Annotated in this window: 19 protein-coding genes; 10 read left to right on the top strand and 9 right to left on the bottom strand. The window is 71.3% G+C overall.

Annotated features, from left to right (window positions below; all coding sequences use genetic code 11):
* Nucleotides 1-4 precede the first annotated feature (4 nt).
* Nucleotides 5-457, bottom strand: a complete 453-nt coding sequence (locus LMU33_RS02680) for a DUF4442 domain-containing protein (protein WP_228617002.1) — start codon at nt 455-457, stop codon at nt 5-7.
* A 150-nt stretch (nt 458-607) separates the two neighbouring features.
* Between LMU33_RS02680 and LMU33_RS02675 the strand changes: the two genes are divergently transcribed.
* Both LMU33_RS02675 and LMU33_RS02670 read left to right on the top strand, forming a co-directional pair.
* The gene (locus tag LMU33_RS02675) at nt 608-1630 is read left to right on the top strand and encodes a DUF8017 domain-containing protein (protein ID WP_228617001.1); all 1023 of its coding nucleotides are present in this window, start codon (nt 608-610) and stop codon (nt 1628-1630) included.
* 84 nt (nt 1631-1714) lie between these two features.
* Nucleotides 1715-3010: an MFS transporter gene (locus LMU33_RS02670; RefSeq protein ID WP_228616998.1), complete on the top strand. Its 1296-nt coding sequence runs from the start codon at nt 1715-1717 to the stop codon at nt 3008-3010.
* On the opposite strand, the gene LMU33_RS02665 is transcribed toward LMU33_RS02670, so the two are convergent.
* The 3 genes from LMU33_RS02665 to LMU33_RS02655 all read right to left on the bottom strand — a co-directional run bounded on the left by LMU33_RS02665 (nt 2972) and on the right by LMU33_RS02655 (nt 6080).
* Nucleotides 2972-3817, bottom strand: coding sequence for a spermidine synthase (locus tag LMU33_RS02665; protein WP_228616996.1), 846 nt, complete (start codon nt 3815-3817; stop codon nt 2972-2974). The two genes, LMU33_RS02670 and LMU33_RS02665, sit on opposite strands and share 39 nt — an antisense overlap.
* Nucleotides 3818-3878: 61 nt before the next feature.
* Entirely contained in the window at nt 3879-5051 is a 1173-nt protein-coding gene (tuf, locus tag LMU33_RS02660; RefSeq protein WP_228616994.1) for an elongation factor Tu, read from the bottom strand.
* A 306-nt stretch (nt 5052-5357) separates the two neighbouring features.
* On the bottom strand, nt 5358-6080 hold the full coding sequence (locus LMU33_RS02655) for a DNA alkylation repair protein (RefSeq protein WP_228616993.1): 723 nt from the start codon (nt 6078-6080) through the stop codon (nt 5358-5360).
* Nucleotides 6081-6221: 141 nt separating this feature from the next.
* Here LMU33_RS02655 and LMU33_RS02650 point away from each other — a divergent pair, with 141 nt between their 5' ends.
* Nucleotides 6222-7373 (top strand): glutathione-independent formaldehyde dehydrogenase, encoded by a 1152-nt coding sequence (locus LMU33_RS02650; protein ID WP_228617610.1) that lies wholly within the window; start codon nt 6222-6224, stop codon nt 7371-7373.
* A 98-nt stretch (nt 7374-7471) separates the two neighbouring features.
* A complete protein-coding gene (locus LMU33_RS02645) occupies nt 7472-8239 on the top strand; it encodes a TVP38/TMEM64 family protein (RefSeq protein WP_228616991.1) in 768 nt (255 codons plus the stop codon).
* 10 nt (nt 8240-8249) lie between these two features.
* Here the strand turns inward: LMU33_RS02645 and LMU33_RS02640 are convergent, their stop codons facing one another.
* On the bottom strand, nt 8250-9419 hold the full coding sequence (locus LMU33_RS02640) for a thiolase family protein (RefSeq protein ID WP_228616989.1): 1170 nt from the start codon (nt 9417-9419) through the stop codon (nt 8250-8252).
* A gap of 137 nt (nt 9420-9556) precedes the next feature.
* Between LMU33_RS02640 and LMU33_RS02635 the strand changes: the two genes are divergently transcribed.
* Nucleotides 9557-10027 (top strand): winged helix-turn-helix transcriptional regulator, encoded by a 471-nt coding sequence (locus LMU33_RS02635; RefSeq protein ID WP_228616987.1) that lies wholly within the window; start codon nt 9557-9559, stop codon nt 10025-10027.
* Nucleotides 10028-10030: 3 nt separating this feature from the next.
* Here the strand turns inward: LMU33_RS02635 and LMU33_RS02630 are convergent, their stop codons facing one another.
* The gene (locus LMU33_RS02630; protein ID WP_228616985.1) at nt 10031-11236 is read right to left on the bottom strand and encodes a Gfo/Idh/MocA family protein; all 1206 of its coding nucleotides are present in this window, start codon (nt 11234-11236) and stop codon (nt 10031-10033) included.
* A 316-nt stretch (nt 11237-11552) separates the two neighbouring features.
* On the opposite strand from LMU33_RS02630, the gene LMU33_RS02625 reads away from it, so the two are divergent.
* Both LMU33_RS02625 and LMU33_RS02620 read left to right on the top strand, forming a co-directional pair.
* Nucleotides 11553-11732 (top strand): hypothetical protein, encoded by a 180-nt coding sequence (locus LMU33_RS02625; RefSeq protein WP_228616983.1) that lies wholly within the window; start codon nt 11553-11555, stop codon nt 11730-11732.
* Nucleotides 11733-11908: 176 nt separating this feature from the next.
* Nucleotides 11909-13969, top strand: a complete 2061-nt coding sequence (locus tag LMU33_RS02620) for a restriction endonuclease (RefSeq protein ID WP_228616981.1) — start codon at nt 11909-11911, stop codon at nt 13967-13969.
* 218 nt (nt 13970-14187) lie between these two features.
* Here the strand turns inward: LMU33_RS02620 and LMU33_RS02615 are convergent, their stop codons facing one another.
* The gene (locus tag LMU33_RS02615) at nt 14188-14763 is read right to left on the bottom strand and encodes a hypothetical protein (protein ID WP_228617609.1); all 576 of its coding nucleotides are present in this window, start codon (nt 14761-14763) and stop codon (nt 14188-14190) included.
* A gap of 312 nt (nt 14764-15075) precedes the next feature.
* Between LMU33_RS02615 and LMU33_RS02610 the strand changes: the two genes are divergently transcribed.
* Nucleotides 15076-15582 carry a nuclear transport factor 2 family protein gene (locus tag LMU33_RS02610; protein WP_228616979.1) on the top strand — a complete coding sequence of 169 codons (507 nt, stop codon included), beginning with the start codon at nt 15076-15078 and terminating at the stop codon, nt 15580-15582.
* On the opposite strand, the gene LMU33_RS02605 is transcribed toward LMU33_RS02610, so the two are convergent.
* Entirely contained in the window at nt 15579-16034 is a 456-nt protein-coding gene (locus LMU33_RS02605; protein WP_228616977.1) for a nuclear transport factor 2 family protein, read from the bottom strand. The genes LMU33_RS02610 and LMU33_RS02605 overlap by 4 nt on opposite strands.
* Before the next feature lie 114 nt (nt 16035-16148).
* On the opposite strand from LMU33_RS02605, the gene LMU33_RS02600 reads away from it, so the two are divergent.
* Together LMU33_RS02600 and lnt are read left to right on the top strand one after the other, a co-directional pair.
* Nucleotides 16149-16757 (top strand): TetR/AcrR family transcriptional regulator, encoded by a 609-nt coding sequence (locus LMU33_RS02600; protein WP_228616975.1) that lies wholly within the window; start codon nt 16149-16151, stop codon nt 16755-16757.
* Between the two features lie 82 nt (nt 16758-16839).
* Nucleotides 16840-18414 (top strand): apolipoprotein N-acyltransferase, encoded by a 1575-nt coding sequence (lnt, locus tag LMU33_RS02595; RefSeq protein ID WP_228616973.1) that lies wholly within the window; start codon nt 16840-16842, stop codon nt 18412-18414.
* Here the strand turns inward: lnt and LMU33_RS02590 are convergent.
* The gene (locus LMU33_RS02590; RefSeq protein WP_228616971.1) at nt 18332-19243 is read right to left on the bottom strand and encodes a Gfo/Idh/MocA family protein; all 912 of its coding nucleotides are present in this window, start codon (nt 19241-19243) and stop codon (nt 18332-18334) included. The genes lnt and LMU33_RS02590 overlap by 83 nt on opposite strands.
* Nucleotides 19244-19245: the final 2 nt, after the last annotated feature.

Below are 19245 nucleotides of genomic sequence, written 5' to 3'. Positions count from 1 at the left end.
AACCCTAGCCGTTGGGACGCAGCGTCCACACGACGGTCATCTCCCCCGTCACGGCGCCGTCGGCGCGGCGGATCTCGATCGCCACGGGGAACTCGGGGCGCTGCCCGGCGTCCAGCTCGGCGACGACGTCGGCGGCCGGACGGCCCAGCGTGGCGGTCGCGGTGACGGCCCCCATCGCGAGCTTCCTGTAGGCGATGTCGGCACGGACGGCGAGCGGCACCGCGCGGGAGAGCTGGTCCCCGAAGGCGGCCAGCACGATGGCGCCGCTGGCCGACTCGCCGAGGGTGAACATCGCCCCGGCGTGCGGCCCGCCCACGTGGTTGTGATAGGCGCCCTGGTCCGGAAGGGACACGACGGCCTTGTCCGGAGAGGTCTCCAGGAACTCCAGGTTCAGCGTCCGAGCCATGGGCACGGTGGCGGCGAGCATCTCGCCGATCGACATCTGGTCTGCGCTCATGCCGCCATGTTACTCATGGGTAGCCGGGCCTGACCAGCGGGGAGACGTAGCCCACCCCCCTCTTCCACACGGAGTCCGCCCCGCTTCGCTACGACCCTGACGAGGGCCGGTGACCGAATCGTGTCCATGGCGGCACTAGGGTTACTGGCCATGTGGCCAGATCAGCAGCCGCCAGGGGGCGCGCCCAACCCGCAGAACAACCCGCAGCACAATCCGTACCAGCAGCCGGGTTACCAGCAGCCGAACCCGTACCAGCAGCCGGGATACCAGCAGTATCCGCAGGCCGCGCCGTACGGTCAGCAGCCGCAGTGGGGGCCGCAGCAGCCGCCCACCGCGCCCGTCCCGCAGCCCCCGCAGTCGGGCGGCGGCCGCACCAAGCTGATCGCGATCGCCGCGGCCACGGCGGTCGTGGTGGCCGCCGCAGTGACCGGCTATCTCGTCCTCGGCGGGAAGGGCGACAAGAAGAACCAGGCCGCCGGCAAGGGCGGGCAGCACGCGAGCCAGTCGCCCGCGCCCCAGCCGACGGCCAGTTCGTCGGACACGGACGACCCGCGCGGGGCCGCAACGGAGAAACCGACCGTCCCCGGCTGGAAGGTCGTGGTGAACCCCAAGTGGGGCGTCGCGTTCGACGTGCCGGCGCAGTGGGAGGTGCAGTCCCCCGGCGTCGCGGTCGGCTTCACCTTCCCGAAGAGCGAGAAGGACTCGGGCATCACCATGTCGGGTCTCGCCGAGTACAAGTCCGACTGGTGCACCTCGGACGACGACAAGGACGGCCGCACCGAGGACACCCCGCTGGCGGTCGTGGGTACCAAGGGGGCGAGCGGCGCCAAGAGCACGAACGAGATCGCCATCAACACACCGCCCTGGTGGGTCTACGGCGGTTACACCATGCCGGACAAGAAGAGCATCTCGTGGGACAAGAAGCCCACTTCCTTCAAGTCCGCCTCGGGTGTCGAGGGCAGCTACGCGTGGGCGCAGTCGACCCACACGCCCCGGAAGGGCAAGTGTGTGACCGACGGCAAGGCGCTCACGTTCGGCTTCCAGAACTCGGCGCACGACTACGTGTCGTTCGACTTCTACGGCGCCAAGGGAGTGAACGGCGAGGTGTCCAAGGCGACCGTGCTGAAGATCCTCAGCACCGTCCGGCTGCACGGAGACCCGACGAACCAGTGAGCCCGCGTGCGTGTTCCGGCTCGGCGGGCCGGAACACGCACGAAACCGATTGCCCACGCGGCGCCCGCGAGCGATAGTCGCCCGGTGAACTCACCGTCCACCCGGCACGCCCCGCGCAGGCCCTCCTGGGCGGGCCGCAACTACTCCCTGCTGACCGCGGCTGCCGTCGTGACCGGACTCGGTGCCAACGGCTCGCTCGTCGCCGCCGCGTTCGCCGTGCTGGACGCGGGCGGCGACGGCGCGGACGTGGGACTCGTCGCCGCCTCGCGCACCGTGCCGCTGGTGGTGTTCCTGCTCGTCGGCGGCGCGCTCGCGGACCGGCTGCCCCGCCACCGGGTGATGGTCGCCGCCAACGCCCTCAACTGCCTCTCCCAGGGCGCCTTCGCCACGCTGGTGCTGGCCGGCGAGCCCCGGCTGTGGCAGATGATGCTGCTCAGCGCGCTCGGCGGCACCGGTCAGGCGTTCTTCGGCCCGGCGGCCGAGGGCATGCTGCTGTCCTCGGTGGAGGGCGAGCAGGCGGGCCGGGCGTTCGCCGTCTTCCGCATGGCCACGCAGGGCGCGGCCCTCGGCGGCGCGGCCCTGGGCGGTGCCCTGGTCGCGGCCGTCGGCCCCGGCTGGGTGCTCGCGTTCGACGCAGCCGCCTTCGCGCTCGCCGGCACCCTCCGCTCCTTCCTCGACATCAGCCACATCCCGCCGCGCACACCCGGCGAGGGCATGCTGGACGATCTCCGCGACGGCTGGCGGGAGTTCATCGGCCGTCCCTGGCTGTGGGCCGTCGTCGTACAGTTCTCGATCGCCAACGCGGTGGTCGGCGCAGCCGAGGCGGTCTACGGCCCGCTCGTCGCCCGCGACAGCCTGGGCGGCGCGGGACCCTGGGGCCTGGCCCTGGCCGCGTTCGGCGCGGGCACGGTGGCCGGCGCCCTGCTGATGACCCGCTGGAAACCCCGCCGCCTGCTGCTCGCCGGCACCCTGTGCGTCTTCCCGGCGGCCCTGCCCGCCGCCGCCCTGGCCGTACCGGTACCGGCCGAGGCGCTGTACGTGGTGATGTTCGCCGCCGGTACGACGGTGGAGGTGTTCGGGGTGTCCTGGATGACCGCGCTGCACCAGGAGATCCCCGAGGACAAGCTCTCCCGCGTCTCGGCGTACGACTGGTTCGGCTCGGTCTCCCTCATTCCGCTCGCGACGGCGCTGGTGGGCCCCGCCGAGAGCGCCTTCGGGCGGTCCGCCGCGCTGTGGGGCTGCGCCGGACTGGTCGTCGTGGCCACCGCACTGGTGCTGCTGGTCCCGGACGTCCGTACGCTGACCCGCCGCAGCCGGCCGGTCGCCGCCTCCCCGGGCGCGTCAGCCGATGCCGAACGACCCGCCGGGGGGCTCGGGTGACGGTACGGCGTCGGCGTCCTCCACCGGCCGCGCGGGACCGGTGAACTCCCGTACCGACGCCCCGCGTTCGACCCGCGCCGGAAAGGTGTCCGCCGCGGTACGCCGGGCCAGGGCGGTGATGGCGAAGGGCCGGTGCGCGGCGACGAGCACCGCGTTCCCGAACCGGCGGCCGCGCAGCACCGCGGGCTCAGCGATCAGCACCAGCTCCTCGAAAACGGCGGCGAACGTGGCCAGTTGGGACCGCAGGAACCCGAACGGCGCCGCGTCCGCGAGGTTGGCCAGATAGACCCCGTCCGGGCGCAGCACCCGCTCGGCCTCCCGTGCGTAGGCGAGCGTGGTCAGATGCGCCGGCACCCGGGACCCGCCGAAGACGTCGGCGATCAGCACGTCGGCGTGATCGTCGGGGGCCGTCTCCAGCCAGGCCCGGGCGTCGGCGGCGTGCACCGCGATGCCCGAGCCCTCCGGCAGCGGCAGATACTCGGCGACCAGTTCCAGCAGCCCCCGGTCGGCCTCGACGACGTCCTGCCGCGAGCCGGGCCGGGTCGCTGCCACGTACCTGGGCAGGGTCAGCGCTCCCCCGCCCAGGTGCACCACGTCCAGCGGCCGTCCGGCCTCGGCAACCGTGTCCAGCACGTGCCCGAGGCGACGCGTGTACTCGAACTCCAGATACGCGGGTTCGTCCAGATCGACGTACGACTGCGGCGCCCCGTCGACCGTGAGCAGCCAGGCCCGCGCACGGTCGACGTCGGGCATGAGTTTGGCGGTGCCGTGGTCGGTGGTGCGGGAGACGGGTATGGCTTCGTTCACCTGTCCATTGTGCCTGGCGGCAGCGACCCGAAGGCGCCGCAGTCCCGCACGCACCCGAGCCTCACTCCACGGTGGTCACGGTCCCCGCCCCCACGGTCCGACCGCCCTCACGGATGGCGAACCCGAGCCCCGGCTCCAACGGCACCTCCCGCCCGAGCTCCACGGTCATCTCCACCGTTTCCCCGGGCCTGGCCACACCCACGGAACCGAGGTCGACGTCCCCCACCACATCCGCCGTACGGATGTAGAACTGCGGCCGGTACCCGGTGGCGACCGGCGTCGTACGGCCGCCCTCGCGCCCCGACAGCAGATACACCCGAGCCGAGAACCGCCGGGCGGGCACGACGCTCCCCGGGGCCGCCACGACATGCCCGCGCCGCACGCCGTCGCGTGGCACACCCCGCAGCAGCACCGCCACGTTGTCCCCGGCCTGCGCCTCATCCATCGGCTTGCCGAAGGTCTCGAGGCCGGTGACCACGGTCTCCAGCTCGGCACCCAGCACCGCCACCCGGTCGCCGAGGCGCAGCGTCCCCCGCTCCACCGCGCCGGTGACGACCGTGCCCCGCCCGGTGATGGTGAGCACGTTCTCCACCGGCAGCAGGAACGGCGCGTCCAGGTACCGCTCCGGCATGGGCACGTAGGTGTCCACCGCGTCGAGCAGCGCCTCGATGGACGCCGTCCACCGCGGGTCGCCCTCCAGCGCCCGCAGCCCCGAGACCCGTACGACCGGTACGGCGTCGCCCGGGTAGCCCTGGGCCGTGAGCAGGTCGCGGACCTCCAGCTCGACGAGATCGACGAGCTCCTCGTCGTCCGTGCCGTCGGCCTTGTTGAGCGCGACGACGATGTGGTCGACGCCCACCTGCCGGGCGAGCAGCACGTGTTCGGCGGTCTGCGGCATGATCCCGTCGAGCGCGGACACGACGAGGATCGCCCCGTCGAGCTGCGCGGCGCCGGTGACCATGTTCTTGACGTAGTCCGCGTGGCCCGGCATGTCCACGTGGGCGTAGTGCCGGGTGTCGGTCTCGTACTCGACGTGCGCGATGTTGATGGTGATGCCGCGGGCGGCCTCCTCCGGGGCCCGGTCGATGCGGTCGAAGGGCACGAAGGTGCCGGTGCCGCGCTCGGCGAGGACCTTGGTGATGGCGGCGGTCAGGGTGGTCTTGCCGTGGTCGACATGACCCATGGTGCCGATGTTCAGGTGCGGCTTGGTGCGCACGTAGGCCGTTTTGGACATGGCTGTACCTCGAAGCCTCTCAGCCGTGAAAGGAGAATCAGGACCCCGGTGACTGGCCGACCCTCCCCCTGCGGGGTCCGCCGGACGTTCCGGGGAGGGTCAGCTTCGGGCGCCGTCGACAGCGGCCACGAGGATCAGGACGGCAGCCTTCGGCGCATCCGCGACGGCGGATGCTGCGAGGAGGAAGGCGTACCGGAACATGGGGTCGATCATCGCCGAGCAGGTGTCCGGCGTCGAACGATTTTCGGCGGTCGGCGAGTTGAGGCCTGTGTCGGGGCCTGCGTCGAGGCCCGCGTCGGGGCCCGCTCAGGCGCCGATGTTCTTCAGCGCCTCCCGGACGGTCAGCGGGGCGAACCTGCCCCGCTCCCGTGCCAGGAAGGCCCGTACGGCCCCGGGGTCGGTCTTGGCGTACTCGCGCAGGGCCCAGCCGATCGCCTTGCGGACGAAGAAGTCGGGATGCCCGGACTGGAGCAGGCAGTGGGCGAACAGCCGGTCGGTGTCGGTGTGTTCCTTGCGGGTCAGCTGGTGGAGCAGGGCCGTGCGCACCAACCACAGGTCGCCGTCGGTGATCCAGGCGTCCATGTCGGTGCCGAGTGCGGGATCGGCGGCGACCAGCCGGCCGACCACGTGCGCGGCCAGCAGATCGACGGTGTCCCACCACGGGACGGTCGTCACGAGGTGCCGGGTCACCGGCAGGAGGCCGGAGGAGCACCGTCCGGCGTGCCGACGCAGATAGTCCACCGCGAAGTACTGGTACTCGCGCTCGGGCAGCTGCCAGCAGCGCAGCGCGATCGCGGTGCAGTCGGCCTCGTCGGGGCGCGGGGTGCCCGCGAGGACGGTACGGGACAGGGCACGGCGGTCCGGGGTGGGGATGCCGAGGAAGGGCGCCACGTCCTTCATGTACGCCCGCATCGGACCGGCCCGCCCGGGATCGGCGGCGGCCGTGAACACGGCCGTCACCCGCTCCAGCACAGTGTCGGCGAGAGCACTGCGCGGCACGTGCGGCGGGGCCGCACCTGTGACGGTCATGAACGAACCCTACTATCGAATACACGTTCGCACACGCGGACCAGAACCCCAGCTCAGCGCCCGCTCCGGACGGGGGTTGCACCCCCTTCCGCACCGGCGTTACCTGGAAGTACCGGTGGTACAGCGGCGGAGGTGACAGACGTGAAAGCCGTCGTCTACGAAGAGCCCTTCAGCGTGGTGGTGAAGGACGTCCAGGATCCCCGGATCCAGCATCCCAACGATGTGCTCGTACGTGTCACGTCGAGCGCCATATGCGGCTCGGACCTGCACATGTACGAGGGCCGCACGGCGGCCGAGTCGGGCATCGTCTTCGGACACGAGAACCTCGGCATCATCGAGGAGGTCGGCAGCGGTGTGACCTCCTTGTCCCAGGGTGACCGTGTCGTGATGCCGTTCAACGTCGCCTGCGGATTCTGCAAGAACTGTCTCGCCGGGAAGACCGGCTTCTGCCTGACGGTCAATCCCGGGTTCGCCGGCGGGGCCTACGGCTACGTGGCGATGGGCCCGTACAAGGGCGGCCAGGCCGAGCTGCTGCGGGTGCCGTTCGCCGACTTCAACTGCTTGAAACTGCCTCCGGGGGACGAGTTCGAGACCGATTTCGTGCTGCTCGCCGACATCTTCCCGACGGGCTACCACGGCTGCGAACTCGCCCAGGTGTCCCCGGGCGAGAGCGTGGCCGTCTACGGCGCCGGACCGGTGGGGCTGATGGCCGCCTACTCGGCACTGCTGCGCGGTGCGGCGAAGGTGTTCTCGGTCGACCGGGTGCCCGAGCGGCTCGCCAAGGCGGAGGAGATCGGGGCCATCCCGATCGACTTCACCAAGGGCGACCCGGCGGAGCAGATCAAGGAGCAGACCGGAGGCGAGGGCACCGACAAGGGTGTCGACGCCGTCGGCTACCAGGCCCAGGCACACGACGCCAGCCATGAGGAACCGGCCATCGTCCTCAACGAGCTGGTCATGACGGTACGGCCCACGGGCATGCTCGGCGTGCCGGGTCTGTACGTGCCCTCGGACCCGGGCGGCCCCGACGAGCACGCCAGGCACGGTCAGCTGCTGGTCTCCATCGGCAAGATGTTCGAGAAGGGCCAGCAGATGGGCACCGGTCAGTGCAACGTCAAGCGGTACAACCGCCAGCTGCGCGACATGATCATCGCCGGGCGCGCCAAGCCCAGTTTCGTGGTCTCCCACGAGCTGCCGCTGGACCAGGCGCCGCAGGCGTACGAGAAGTTCGACAAACGGGTCGAGGGCTACACCAAGGTGGTACTGCATCCCGGTCACGCGCTCGCCGCGTGAGACATGGGTTCATGGGTCCGGGCGCCCGAGGTGCCCGGACCCGCTCGGTGCGGCACACCTGACGGCGATCACACGCGTTCGTCGGTTAATGTCACCGGATGCTCGATGCCAACCGCTCTGGCACCGCCACGGCCTCTCCCCGGGCCGCCGCCACGGGGCTCGTCGCACCCGTGTCACCGCTGCCCCGCGCCGGGTTCGCCGGCCGGTGTGCGCGGGCACTGGCGCATCCGTATGCCCGGCTGTCGCTGCTGCTCGCCCTGCTCGCCGGTGCCGCCGCGGGCGTGCTGGCCTTCGAACCGCAGCGGCTGCTGACGCACGGCTGGCCACCGCAGCTGGGCGGGGCCGCGGCGGCCGCGGTCTTCGGCGTGGCGTACGGGCTGTGCACCGTGGCGTTCGTGCCGCGGCCCTTGCTCAACCTGGCGGCGGGCGCGCTGTTCGGCTCGCAGCTGGGCCTGGTGACGGCGCTGGCGGGGACGGTGCTCGGGGCGGGCGTGGCGTTCGGGCTCGGCCGGGTGCTCGGGCAGGACGCGCTGCGCCCGCTGCTGCGGGGCCGCTGGCTGAAGGCGGCCGACGGGCAGCTGAGCCGGCACGGGTTCCGGTCCATGCTGGCCGCCCGGCTCTTCCCGGGCGTGCCGTTCTGGGCCGCGAACTACTGCGCGGCCGTCTCCCGGATGCGCTGGTGGCCGTTTCTGCTGGCCACGGCCGTCGGCTCGATCCCGAACACCGCCGCCTACGCGGTCGCCGGCGCCCGCGCCGCCGCGCCGACGTCCCCCGCCTTCCTGATCGCGATGGCCGCTATCGCCGTACCGGCGCTGCTGGGCGCGGTGGTGGCGTGGCGCAAGCGTCACCATCTGCGCGGCCGGTGAGGGTCACCGGTCAGACACCCTCGAGGATCATCGCGTTGGCCAGGCCGCCCGCCTCGCACATGGTCTGCAGGGCGTAGCGGGCACCGCGCTCGCGCATGGCGTGGATCAGGGTGGTGGTCAGCCGGGTGCCGCTGGCGCCGAGCGGGTGGCCCAGGGCGATCGCGCCGCCGTGCACATTGACCTTGGCCAGATCGGCGCCGGTCTCCTGCTGCCAGGCCAGCACCACGCTGGAGAACGCCTCGTTGACCTCGAAGAGGTCGATGTCGGCCACCCCCAGCCCCGCCTTGTGCAGCACCTTCTCCGTGGCCGGGATGACGCCCGTCAGCATCAGCAGCGGATCGGAGCCGGTGACGGCGAAGCTGTGCAGGCGGGCGAGGGGGCGCAGGCCGAGGCGGGCCGCGGTGTCGCTGGAGGTGATCAGGACGGCGGAGGCGCCGTCGTTGACGGGGCTGGCGTTGCCCGCCGTCACGTTCCACTCGATCTGCGGGAATCGCTCGGCGAAGCCGGGGTCGTGGTAGGCGGGCTTGAGGCCGGCGAGGATCTCCGTGGTGCTGCCGGGGCGGACGCACTCGTCGCGGGCGACGCCGTCCAGCGGCGCGATCTCGGCGTCGAACAGACCCTTGTCCCAGGCCGCGGCGGCCTTGTGGTGCGAGGAGACGGCGAACTCGTCCATCCGGGCGCGCGTGAGGGACCACTTGGCGGCGATCAGTTCCGCGCTGATGCCCTGCGGGACCAGGCCCTCGGGGTAGCGCTCGGCGACACCGGGACCGAACGGGTCCTTGCCGGCAGGCACGTTGGACCACATCGGCACCCGGCTCATCGACTCCACACCGCAGGCGACCACCAGGTCGTACGCCCCGGACATCACGCCCTGCGCGGCGAAGTGCACGGCCTGCTGGGAGGAGCCGCACTGGCGGTCCACGGTGGTCGCCGGGACCGTCTCGGGGAAGCCGGCGGCGAGGACCGCGTACCGGGTGGTGTTCATGGCCTGCTCGCCGACCTGGTCGACGGTGCCGCCGATGACGTCGTCGATCAGCGCGGGGTCGACGCCGGAGCGCTCGACCAGGGCGCGCAGGGTGTGGGCGAGCAGCTGCACGGGATGGACGTGGGCGAGGGAGCCGTTCGGCTTGCCCTTGCCGATGGGGGTGCGTACGGCTTCGACGATCACTGCGTCGCGCATGGCGGGGGCCTCCTTGGCCGCCTGGCTGTCCGCAGCGGGCCGGGCGGCGGGCTACGACAGCTACCAGTGAGTAGGAAATCCAAACTCACCATAGCGCGCCAGGTTTGAAAATCAAACTCTCCACTAGACTGGCCCTCATGGCCGCCACGAAAGACCCGCGCCCCTGCTCCATCGCCGACGCCCTCGCGCTGGTCGGCGAGAAGTACTCCCTGCTCGTCCTGCGCGAGGTGTGCCTGGGCAACGGCCGCTTCGACCAGCTCGTGCGCAACATCGGCGCCCCGCGCGACATCCTGGCCGCCCGGCTGCGCCGGCTCGTGGACGCGGGGATCCTCACCAAGCGCGTCTACAGCGAGCGCCCGCAGCGCTTCGAGTACCGGGCCACACAGGCCGGCCTGGAGCTGGAGCCGGTCCTGATGACGCTCAAGGAGTGGGGCGACCGCCACATCCGCAAGGGCGCCGACCTGCCCATGGCCGTCGAGCACATCTGCGGCAATGAACTGGTGCCGGTCGTCACCTGCCGCGCCTGCGGCGAGGAGGTCCGCCACGAGGACCTCACGGCCCGTCCGCAGGCGCCGGGCTGGACGCGCACCGGTCCGACGGCGGCGTGAGACTCAGGGCGCGGTGAGGGCCTCGTTCCAAGCACGGATGTGCCAGGCCTTCACCCCTCCGTGCAGGACGAACGGGTCACCGGCGACGACCTCCTCGGCCGCCTCGCGCGTGCGGTAGACGGCCGTCGAGCCCTCTTCCCGGGGGTTCGACTTGTACAGGGCCGTGATCAGCTCCAGGCTCCTGCGCCCGTCCGCGCCGCTGCTGCGCGGCCGCTCACCCGAGCGCATGCTCGCGACCAGTTCGCGCAGTTGGGCCAGGTGCGAGCTGGGCACGTCCGCGCCGAAGTCGCGCCATTGATCGGCCAGTTCGGCGGGTACGTCCGGGGCCGGAGTGATGCGCCAGTCGTCGTTGGCGTGCCCGTAGAGGTGGGTCAGTTCGACGGTCGCGCGCTCGCAGTCGATGCGGATGCGGCTGACCTCGTCGGGGCTCAGCACGCTGTTGACGACCGTCGCGAGGGCGCCGCCCTCGAAGCGGACCAGCGCGGTGGAGACGTCCTCCGTCTCGACGTCGTGCACCAGCCGCCCGGCCATGGCCCGCACCTCGCTCCACGGTCCGAGCAGGTCCAGCAGCAGGTCCATCTGGTGGATGCCGTGGCCCATGGCCGGTCCGCCGCCCTCGCTGTGCCAGCGGCCCCGCCAGGGCGCGGCGTAGTAGGCGGTGTCCCGGTACCAGGTGGTCTGACAGTGCGCCACCAGAGGCCGCCCGAGAGCGCCTTCGGCGAGCAGCCGGCGCACGTGCCGGGATCCGGAGCCGAACCGGTGCTGGAAGACGATCGCCGCGTACGGCCCGCCGTCCGCGCCCTCCGCCGCCTCGATCGCGTCGAAGTCGGCGAGCGAGGGCACCGGCGGCTTCTCGCACCACACCCAGGCCCCGGCGCGCAGCGCGGCCACCGTCTGCGCGCGGTGCAGGGTGGGCGGGGTGCAGATGCTGACCAGGTCCGGCCGCTGCTCGGCCAGCATCCGGTCGAGGTCGGTGCAGGCGTGCGGGATGCCCGTCCCGGCGCAGAAGGCCTCGACGGCGTCCTGGTCGATGTCGACGGCGGCGACGACCTCCGTCTCGCCCTCCCGCGCGAGTTGGGCCAGCGCGGGCAGATGGGAACCGCGCCCGATGGCGCCGGTGCCGATGACCGCGGCCCGGATGCGCCGGCCGCCGAACGGAGGTGTCGGACGAGGACGGTCGGGCCTGGGCAGGAGCGGAGAGGGTGGCATGGGCGGGATCAGCACTCCTCCGGTTCGGCGGGCGCGCGGGCCGACAGTGGGGAAGCAATACGGCAAGCAATGCAGCAAGCGCTTTCTCCTCTGCTGCAACGTAAGCGGCGACGCCGGGACCGGTCAACACCACGGACCGCGCCGCGGTCCGCCCGCTCGACCGGGTGACCGGCGGCGACCCCGGCGGGGACGCGAGCTTCCTCGAACTCCCCGCCGTACACATTTCCCTGACGGTGACGGTGACGGTGACCAACCGCATACCTTCTGGGTAGCGGGACGGTAGCGCAGTGTCAGTGCTTACCCCTAGGCTGTCCGCATGTCCCCCGATGTCCCGCCCCCTGGTTCCGTGCGGTCTGCCGCCGAGGTGAACGAGCAGATCCGGGCGCTGTGGCTGCGTGCGGGCGGCACCCTGTCGGCCCAGGAACGCGCGGAGTACGAGCTGTTGGTGGTCGAGTGGGCCGAGGCGATCCGCGACGAGGTCATCAAGGCTGCCTGACCCGGCCGACGGCCCGCTGCCGCCTGCGCGATCCAGGTCGAGCCGCGCTCACGGTCCTTTCTGCCGGCGGTGGTCTTGCCGGGTGGATGTGCGAGCCGGCCGTCGCTGGATAAAGTCGTTCCGTCACAACTGGTTGTGGGGACAACCAGAGCGCCTTGGGGAGGGCCAGCAGACACATGAGTCGTCGCTCCAACAGCTTGGTCGGCGTCTGGGCTGAGATGCAGAGGCAGCAGCAGCGCCAGAGGGAGGCCGAAGCCAGACGACAGAGACAGGAAGCACAGCAGGCCCGTGCGTATCAACGGCAAGCAGCCCAGAGTTACCGCGAGCACAGGCAGGCGGAGGCGCTCCGTCGTACGGAGGAACTGGACGCGCAGGTCGCGGCGCTGCAAGACCTTCTCGCCTCGGGCTGCCGGGCTCCGGCGTTCAGGGCTTCCTCTCTCATGCGCCCCGAAGAGATCGAGCCCTTCGCTCCGGGGCCACTGGCGCAGCCCGTACCCATGCCGAACTTCGATCATTACCAAACGGACCGGGGGTGGACCACCGGTCGCCGCGCTCAGGCTCAGGCGGAGGCCAGGGCGCGCTTCGAGCGTGACTGGCATGCGGCCCAGGCAGCGGAGGCGCAGCGGCAGCAACAGCTGGCGTCGTACCAACGGGAGTACCGGGAATGGGCCGATGCCCGGCTGGCCGAGGTGCGGCGGTACAACGCCGGCGTGGTCGAGCTGACCGAAGGCGTCAGACGCCACGACCCCGCTTCTGTGGTCGAGTACTTCTCGGCCGCTCTCTACGCCTCGACCGCGTGGCCGGAGGGCTTCCCACGTCAGATCGCGGCAGCCTATGACCCGGCAGCCGGACAGTTGGTGCTGGACTGGGAGCTGCCCGCCTACGGCGTCGTACCCGACGTCAAGTCTGTTCGATACATGTCCGGCGCGGACCAGGACAAGGAGACTCCCCGCCCGGTAGGTCAGCGTCGGGCCCTGTACCGGGAGGTCCTGGCACAGTGCATGCTGCTCGTCCTGCACGAACTCTTCGCCGCGGACGAGCTGGGCGCGCTCGAGTCGGTGAGCCTGAACGGGTTCGTGGACGGGCATGACCCCACGACGGGCCGACCGGGCCACATCTACCTGGCAACGGTGATGGCTCCACGCGCGACATTCCGCGACCTGCACCTGGCACAGGTGGACGCCGGCAGCTGCCTGGCCGATGCCCTGCGCGGGCAGCTCTCGGCTCGCCCCGACCAACTCACGCCGGTGCGGCCGAGCCGCCGACCCCAGGAGGTCGGCAGTCGTGTCGTCACGCAGGGCGGCGACGAGGAACCCGACCTGTACGGCATGGACCCCATCGCCTTCGAGAACCTGGTTGCCGATCTCTTCCGCGCCATGGGGATGCAGGCGGTCACCACGCAACGCTCGAACGACGGCGGAGTGGACGTCGACGCACTGGATCCGACGCCGATCCGCGGCGGCAAGATAGTCGTACAGGTGAAGCGCTACCGGAACACGGTGCCGCCCACCGCTGTGCGTGACTTGTACGGGACCGTTCAGGACACCGGCGCCAACAAGGGTGTCCTCGTGACGACATCGAAGTTCGGCCCTGGCTCACACACCTTCGCCAACGGCAAGCCGCTGGAGCTGATCTCGGGAACCGAACTCGTCGACCTGCTGCATCGTCATGGACTGCGTGGCCGCTTGGGAGATGGCGCCCGTCGTGGCGCGGCGCAGCAGACGCCGACGGTCGTGGACACTCGCCTGCCCGCCGACTACAACGTCCTGGGCATGTCCTGGACCGGAACTGTCTCCTTGGACGTGTGCGCTCTCGTCTGCCGCGGCAACCGCGTCCTCAGCGACGATCATTTCGTCTTCTACAACAACCCACAGACTCCGGACGGCTCTGTCCGTGCGCTCCCTGCCACTCCACCCGACAAGGCCGCAATCTGCGTCTCCTTCGACGGGCTGCCCCATGACGCTGATCGACTGGCGCTCGTGGCCGCCATCGACCCGGAGGCCGACCCGAACGCCGATCTCTCCGGCTTCACGGACGCCTGCATCCGGCTGCTCGACCCGTCGCTGGCCGAGTTGGGACGACTGCAGGTCTCCGACGGGCGGCCGGGCGAGACCGCCCTGGTGCTCGGCTCGTTCCGCCGCAGGTCGAACGGCGACTGGGACTTCGTCCTGGGCGGCAAGGGCTACACGGGCGGCCTGGAAGGCCTCGTCCAGGATTTCGGCATCGACGTCGAGTAGTCCGAGGATGAGCGGTCCGAGGGTGAGCGGTCCGAGGGTGAGCGGTCCGAGGGTGAGCGGTCCGAGGTCGATCAGCCCGAGGTCGATCAGCCCGCGCAAGGGCCCCATGCGGCTGCGCCGGCCGACGGTGATGACGGCGTTCGCCCGGTCGTGGCGCTCGACTGACGGAGTGCCGCCGTGCCGCGGCCACCCACGCTCGTCTCCAGGCACCCGACCGTTCAGTCGCTACCAGTGCCGCCGGGGCCGGCGCCGCGAGTCCACAGGGACAGATCGCTGCTCGTCGCTACGGCAAGGGTCTGGCCGGAGGGGGAGAACCCAGCGGCGCGGAGTTCGGAGTAGTGGGAGTGGAAGATGTGCCACCAGCGCTCCCCGTACGGACCGGAGTGCGGCAGTCCGCTGCCGCGGGAGAGCAGGACACGCTCGTTGGGCCAGGCCGGGGCAACGACCTCCAGGTTCCAGCCGTCTTCGGTGGTGGTGTGCAGCCCTCCCCCGAAGAGCCCGGCGACGCGCACCCTGCTTCCGGCGACTGGTCCCAGTCCAGGACACGACAGAGCGGGATCCGCGTCGGGGCCGCTGTCCTCCGGGGCGGGGTCACGATCCCGGGCGACCTTCTCCCCCGTGACGGCGTCGAAGAGACCGTGACCGTCGCTCGAGACGACCATCACCAAGTCCTGGCCGGTGCCGGGGTGCACGGCGAAGCCGATTCCGAGAAGCCCGCCGACCGGGGCGTACGCGCTGCGCCGCCAGGGCTCGGGCGCCGGTACCACCGGGGCCGCGAGCAGCCTTTCCCGCATCGCCTGCTGGTACGCGGAAAGCTCCGGCTCAGGGCTTGGCTGCCCGGCCGAGGGTTCGTTCTCCGTCCACTTCGTCACACAGCCATGATCCACATTTCGGCAGGTTCACCCAACTGGGTTGACACTTCTCTCGTGGACCTCTCGTGCCTTACCCGGCCCGGATGCGGAACTTCCGTTCGGGCCCGGAGGGTTGATCGTGCACGGCGACAGATTCGGGGCTCCGGCCCGCCACGCACCACCGAATTCGGCCGCACCACCGATTGTCCCGGCGCGCCTCTTGGCTCAGCGCCCGGCATGCCCAACACTGTGCCGATGACGCAGCGCGCTGAGCTCGCGACCGTGATGGACCGGCTGGCCGTGGACGAGTTGATCACCGCGTACGCGGTGGCGGTCGACGACGGCGACTGGACCGCGTACCGAATGCTGTTCACGGCGAACGGACGCGCCGACTACCGTTCGGCCGGCGGCATCGAGGGCGACGCGGGTCAGATCGCCGGATGGCTCGCCGAGAGCCTGGCGCTGTTCGCCATGCGGCAGCATCTGATCGTCAACCGCCAGGTGCGGTTCGGCTTCCTGGAGCACGACACCGGCGACACCGCCTCCGTGCGGGCCGACTACCTCAACCCGATGCGCTTCGCGACCAACGGCAGCCCTACGGCTCCGGACCTGGTATGCGGTGGCCGGTACGACTTCGCGCTCCTGCGCACCCGGGAGGGCTGGCGTCTGCACCAGGTGACCGTGGAGGAGAAATGGCGCCGTCTTTCAGCCGAGGCGAGCCCGGCCCGGTCCACTGAAGATCCCGATCGGCACCCACTCTAGGCCGAGGCGGCTCCGCCGGCCCGCACGGCGGCGACAAGTGTGTCGAGTCGCCCGCGGACCCGGGCGACGGTGACATGGTCGAAATAGTCGCGGGAGCTGATGATCTCACCGGCGCGCACTCGCAGCACGAAGATGCCGGGCAGCACGAAGGGTTCTCCGGTCTCCTCGACCGTTCCCCGGTACTCGAACTCGGCGACGATGACCTCGGGGTCGGTCGTCTCGTGGATCGTGATGTTGGTTGCCCGACGGTGCAGCCGGGGCCCGGAGTCGGTCGGCCTGAAGTGTTCGCGCAGTTCGTCGCGGGTGCGGAGGGCGGCGGCGCGAAGCGGGTCGAACGGATGCACGACAAGGGTCTGCTCCGCGTACAGATCGGGCAGTTCCTTCCAGCGGCCCTCCGCGACACCGTTCACGAGCGCGAGGAAGACTTCCCGGGGGCTGAGGACTTGCGTCACGACACTCTCCCGTCGTCGGCACCGGCATGCAGCGGCATCGAACTACTATCCGAAGTGCGGACTCCGAGTATACGGAGTCGTGACTTCGGATAGCGGTGGACGAGTGAAAGCGCGATGAGCACCCCGGACAACCGAGAGACGGGCGGCAGGCGGCCGCAACGCGCTGACGCGCGAACCAACCGCGAGCGGATCCTGAACGTCGCCGAGGAGGTCTTCGGCAAGGGTGGCCGGTCCGCGTCCACCGAGGAGGTGGCCCGCCTGGCGGGCGTCGGCATCGCCACGGTCTTCCGTCACTTCCCCACCAAGGCGGCGCTGCTGGAGGCCGTTCTCGTGCAGCGGTTCGACCGCCTGCGCGCGCAGGCAGAAACGCTGTTTCACGCCACGGACCCGGGAACGGCGTTCTTCGACTTCTTCAGCCACCTCGTCGCCGACGCGGCCGGCAAGATCGCCATATCCGAGGCCCTGCTCGAGGCCGGTGGCGAGAACGGCGGCGACGCCGCTCGGGCATCGGACGGACTGCGCCGGGCCGTCGGCGCCCTGCTTCAGCGTGCCCAACGCGCCGGCGCCGTCCGGGACGACGCCGAACTGCCCGAGGTGTACGCCTTGCTCGTCTGCACTTCCCGAGCCGCCGCGCACGCCCGCCTCGAGGAGGAGGTACGGCAGCGGATGCTGGCCATCGTCTTCGACGGCCTCGCACCACTCGGAACCCGCGAGCGCGGATGAAGATCTGAACGACCCCCACGCCCCCTGTCCTAGATCCCCTCGGACGCGCACACTGGAGTAGGCGCAGGGTAGGGAGGGCCCCATGAGGACGATCGACCGCTGGCTCACCTCCCCCTGGCGCCGCTCCTGTGCCGCGGCCCTCGCGGGTGCGCTGCCCGTGCTCGCCTTCCCCGCGCCGGCGCTGTGGTGGTTCGCGTACGTCGCCCTGGTCCCCTGGATCCTGCTGGCCCGTTCGGCGCCGAGCGGGCGCCGCGCGGCGTACGACGGCTGGAGCGGCGGCTTCGGGTTCCTGGTGGCCGTGCACCACTGGCTGCTGCCGAGTCTGCACGTGTTCATCTTCCTGATAGCCGCCCTGCTGGGCCTCCTGTGGGCGCCCTGGGGCTGGCTGGTGCGCCGTTTCCTGGGCGAGCAGCCGACGCCGGGCCGGGGCGCCGCCGCGGTGCTGGTGCTGCCGTCCGGCTGGCTGATGGTGGAGCTGGTGCGGTCCTGGCAGGGACTGGGCGGCCCGTGGGGCATGCTGGGCGCCAGCCAGTGGCAGGTGTCGCCTGCGCTGCGGCTGGCCTCGGTCGGCGGCGTGTGGCTGCTGAGCTTTCTGGTGGTGGCCGTCAACGTGGCGGTGACCCTGCTGACATCCGTGCGCGAGGCCCGCGTCCCGGCCGTGGCCTCGCTGGTCGCCACGGCCGCCGCGACCTCGGCCGTGTGGGCCTGGGCACCGCACCCGGAGGTCGACGGGCGGGTGCGGATCGCCGTCGTACAGCCCGGGATCGTGGACGGGCACGACAGCGCCGGAAAGCGCTTCGACCGCGAGGAGCAGCTGACCCGGCGGCTCGTCGGGCAGGACGTCGACCTGGTCGTGTGGGGCGAGTCCAGTGTCGGGTACGACCTGAGCGACCGGCCCGACCTGGCCCGGCGGATCGCCGCGCTGTCCCGCGCGACCGGGGCGGACGTGCTGGTGAACGTGGACGCCCGCCGCTCCGACCGGCCCGGGATCTACAAGAGTTCGGTGCTGGTCGGTCCGGACGGCCCGACCGGCCAGCGGTACGACAAGATGCGGCTCGTGCCCTTCGGCGAGTACATACCGGCCCGCTCGCTGCTCGGCTGGGCAACCTCGGTGGGCAAGGCGGCCGGCGAGGACCGCGGGCGCGGCACCGAGCAGGTCGTGATGAACGTCGGGCACGGGCTGCGGATCGGCCCGCTGATCTGCTTCGAGACCGCGTTCCCCGACATGAGCCGGCATCTGGCGGAGGACGGCGCCGATGTCCTGCTCGGACAGTCCGCCACTTCCACCTTCCAGGGCAGCTGGGCGCCGGAGCAGCATGCTTCGCTGGCCGCGATCAGGGCCGCCGAGACCGGCCGCCCGATGGTGCACGCCACCCTCACCGGCGTCTCGGCCGTGTACGGTCCGGGCGGGCAGCGGCTCGGTCCGTGGCTCGGCACCGACGCGAGCGCCGCCCGCGTGTACGACGTACCGCTCGCGCACGGCATCACGCCGTACGTCCGCTACGGCGACTGGCCGGTGCACGGCGCGCTGCTGGTGCTGGCGGCGCTGTGCGTCACCGAGAGCCTGCGGACGCTCAGGCTGCGGCGGAACGGTCCCGAACCGCTCGTACCACCCGCTCGCACAGCTCATGGGTCGCCAGCGCGTCCCGGGCGCTGAGCACCTTCCCCACGCGCACGGCGTCGAGGAACGCGAGTACCGCCTGCTCGATGCCGCGCTGCCGGGCCACCGGCACCCAGTCGCCGCGGCGGCGCACGGTCGGCTGGCCCTTGTGGTCGATGACCTCGGCGAGGTTGAGCACCTGACGCTTGGTGTCCTGCCCGGAGACCTCCAGGATCTCCTCGCTGGAGCCGCTGAGCCGGTTCATCACGCCGAGCGCGGTGAAGCCGTCCCCGGCGAGCTGGAGCACCACGTGATGCAGCAGCCCGTACTCGACGCGGGCGCGGACGGTGACGTCGTCGACCGGGCCCGGCACCAGGAACCGCAGGGTGTCGACGACGTGGATGAAGTCGTCCAGGATCATCGAGCGCGGTTCCTCGGGCAGCCCGATCCGGTTCTTCTGCATGAGGATCAGCTCGCGCGGGTGCTCCAGACACTGCGCGTACCCGGGCGCGTACCGGCGGTTGAAGCCCACGAAGAGGGAGACCCCGCGTTCCTCGGCGAGGCCCACCAGCCGCTCGGAGTCGGCGAGTTCGTAGGCGAGCGGCTTGTCCACGTACGTCGCCACGCCCGCCTCGAGCAGCCGGCCGACGATCTCGGGGTGGACGGCGGTCGGCGCGTGGACGAAAGCCGCGTCCAGCCCGGCGGCGAGCAGGGAGTCCAGCGTGGTGTGCCGGCGGCCGGCCGGCAGGTGCAGGCTGTCCGCGACCCGGTCGAGGGTGGCGGGCGTCCTGGTCTGGAGGTGCAGGTCGACGCCCGGTTGCATGGCCAGCACCGGCAGGTACGCCTTCTGCGCGATGTCCCCGAGTCCGATGCAGCCGACCTTCACGT

This window comes from Streptomyces barringtoniae (assembly GCF_020819595.1).
Classification (GTDB): Bacteria; Actinomycetota; Actinomycetes; order Streptomycetales; family Streptomycetaceae; genus Streptomyces; species Streptomyces barringtoniae.
Note: the sequence above shows the minus strand (reverse complement) of the source record. Positions and strands in the feature narration are given on the sequence as shown.